Origin of the sequence: Actinotalea sp. C106, assembly GCF_023630195.1 — a bacterium.
Lineage (GTDB): Bacteria > Actinomycetota > Actinomycetes > Actinomycetales > Cellulomonadaceae > Actinotalea.
In genome coordinates, this window is the sequence record NZ_JALPKN010000359.1 from 1 (window position 1) to 2,651 (window position 2,651).

The window sequence follows — 2,651 nt, forward strand, 5'->3', positions numbered from 1 at the left end:
GGCGGCACGTCGGCACGGGGCGGTCCTGCGCGGCTGACCGTGCCGACCTCGTCGGGCTCGGGCTGACCTCTGCGGGCTGACCTCCGCTGGCCGGAACGGCAGGGGGCAGCCAGCCACGTCGCCTCAGGGCACCAGGAGGACCTTGCCCGTGCTGCCCCGGCCCTCGAGCAGGCGGTGGGCCTCGGCGGCCTCGGCGAGCGGGAGGGTCGCGCCGACCCTGACCTCGAGGGAGCCGCGCAGCATGGCGTCGAAGACGGCCGCCGCGCGGTGCAGGAGCTCGGCGCGGGTGGCCACGTGGTGCGCCAGGGTCGGTCGGGTCAGGAACACCGAGCCGGCCCTGGCTAGCCGCTGGGGGTCGACCGGGTCCACCTGTCCCGAGGAGCCCCCGAAGAGTGCGAGGCCGCCCCGGGGTACCAGGCTCGCGAGAGACCCGTCGAAGGTCGCCGCGCCGACCCCGTCGAAGACCGTCTCGACCCCTCCGACGTGCTCGCGCACCCGGACGGGCAGCTCCTCGGTGAGATCCCGGAGCTGGTCGTAGCGGATGACGTGGCTGGCCCCCGCCGCACGGGAGAGCGCGGCCTTCTCCTCGGTCGAGACGGTGGTGACGACGACGGCTCCACGCGCGACGGCGAGCTGCGTCAGGAGCAGGCCCACGCCACCGGCCCCGGCGTGGACCAGGAGCCGTTGGCCGGCGGTCACCGGGAAGGTCGAGTCGACCAGGTAGTGCGCCGTCAGGCCCTGGAGCATCACGGCGGCAGCCTGCTCGAGGGTCACGGCGTGCGGTACGGGGACGGCGTGCCGCGCGGCGAGCTCGACCTGCTCGGCGTAGGAGCCCGCGGTGCCGTCGACCCAGGCCACCCGGTCGCCCACCGCGAGGCCCTCGACCTCGGCCCCGACGGCGGTGACCGTCCCGGCGCCCTCGCTGCCCACGACGTGGGGGTAGGGCATCGGGTAGGTGCCGGACCGGCGGTAGGTGTCGATGAAGTTGACCCCGGCCGCCGCCACCTCGACCAGGACCGTGCCGGGGCTGGGAGGCGCCTCCGGGAGGTCGGCCAGCTCGAGGACCTCGGGGCCGCCTGCTCGGAGGGCTCGGATCGCGCGCATGCTGGCAGAACGCGCGGGTCGGCGGGAGCATTCCGGACCACGCGCCCGCCCGGGGGCACCCGGTCATGCAGTGGCGTGTATATTCATGCACATGTCAGTCTCAGTCGCCGTGTCCGGAGCGAGCGGGTACGCCGGGGGAGAGGTGCTGCGCCTGCTCGCGTCCCACCCCGGGGTCGAGGTCGGGGCCGTGACGGCCTTCTCCTCCGCGGGGGACCGCCTCGGGCACCACCAGCCTCACCTCCGCTCCCTGGCCCACCGCGAGATCCTGCCCACGAGCGCCACGACCCTCGCGGGGCACGACGTCGTCGTGCTCGCCCTGCCGCACGGAGCCTCGGCCGCGGTCGCCGCCGAGCTGGGCGAGGAGGTACTGGTCCTGGACTGCGCAGCGGACCACCGGCTGGTCGACCCCGCAGCCTGGGAAGCCTTCTACGGCACGGCGCACGCCGGGACCTGGCCCTACGGGCTCCCCGAGCTGATCCGGGCCGACGGGACCCGCCAGCGTGAGGAGCTCCTCGGAGCCCGCCGCGTGGCGGTGCCCGGGTGCAACGTCACGGCCGTGACCCTCGGGATCCAGCCGGGCGTGGCCCGCGGCATCGTCGAGACCGCCGACCTCGTGGCTGTCCTCGCCGTCGGCTACTCGGGGGCTGGTCGGGCGACGCGGGCGAACCTCCTCGCGGCCGAGGGGCTCGGGTCCGCAGTGCCCTACGCCGTCGCGGGCACGCACCGCCACATCCCCGAGATCGAGCAGAACCTCCGGGCCGTCGGCGCCGAGACGGTCGGACTGTCCTTCACGCCGACGCTCGTCCCGATGTCCCGCGGGATCCTCGCCACGACCACCGCGCGCCTGGTGCCCGGGACCGACCCCGCGGCCGTCCGCGACGCATGGGCCGAGGCCTATGCGGACGAGCCCTTCGTCGAGCTGCTGCCCGAGGGGCAGTGGCCCTCGACGGCGGCCACCGTCGGCGCCAACACGGCCCTCGTGCAGGTCGCCGTCGATGAGCGCGCCGGCCGGGTCGTGACCGTCTGCGCCCTGGACAACCTGGTCAAGGGCACCGCAGGGGCCGCCGTGCAGTCGATGAACCTCGCGCTCGGTCTCCCCGAGACGCTGGGCCTGCCGATCGAAGGAGTAGCACCGTGAGCGTCACCGGTCCCGCCGGGTTCCGGGCGGCCGGGGTCGCCGCCGGCCTCAAGAGCTCGGGGGCCCCGGACGTCGCCCTCGTCGTCAACGACGGCCCTGTCCAGGCCGCGGCGGCCGTCTTCACGACCAACCGGGTCCAGGCCGCCCCCGTCCAGTGGTCGCGGGTCGCCGTCGGGGACGGTGTGGCCCGCGCCGTGGTCCTCAACTCGGGCGGGGCCAACGCGTGCACCGGGCCCGAGGGCTTCCTCGACACGCACCGCACCGCCGAGCACGTGGCCGAGGGCCTCGGCTGCTCGGCCGGGGACGTGCTCGTGTGCTCGACCGGGCTCATCGGCGTGCGGCTGCCCATGGACCGCCTGCTGGCCGGGGCAGACGCGGCGACGGCGGCCCTGGCGGGGGACGGCGGGCC

General features: G+C 75.6%; 3 protein-coding genes. 2 read left to right on the plus strand and 1 reads right to left on the minus strand.

The window, feature by feature from the left end:
- Positions 1–123 precede the first annotated feature (123 nt).
- Positions 124–1,104, minus strand: coding sequence for a quinone oxidoreductase (locus L0B03_RS16260; protein ID WP_250447814.1), 981 nt, complete (start codon positions 1,102–1,104; stop codon positions 124–126).
- Between the two features lie 91 nt (positions 1,105–1,195).
- On the opposite strand from L0B03_RS16260, the gene argC reads away from it, so the two are divergent.
- Together argC and L0B03_RS16270 are read left to right on the plus strand one after the other, a co-directional pair.
- Positions 1,196–2,242 carry an N-acetyl-gamma-glutamyl-phosphate reductase gene (gene argC / locus L0B03_RS16265; protein WP_250447816.1) on the plus strand — a complete coding sequence of 349 codons (1,047 nt, stop codon included), beginning with the start codon at positions 1,196–1,198 and terminating at the stop codon, positions 2,240–2,242.
- On the plus strand, positions 2,239–2,651 hold a 413-nt coding region (locus L0B03_RS16270), incomplete at its 3' end, for a bifunctional ornithine acetyltransferase/N-acetylglutamate synthase (protein WP_250447818.1). The genes argC and L0B03_RS16270, both read left to right, overlap by 4 nt.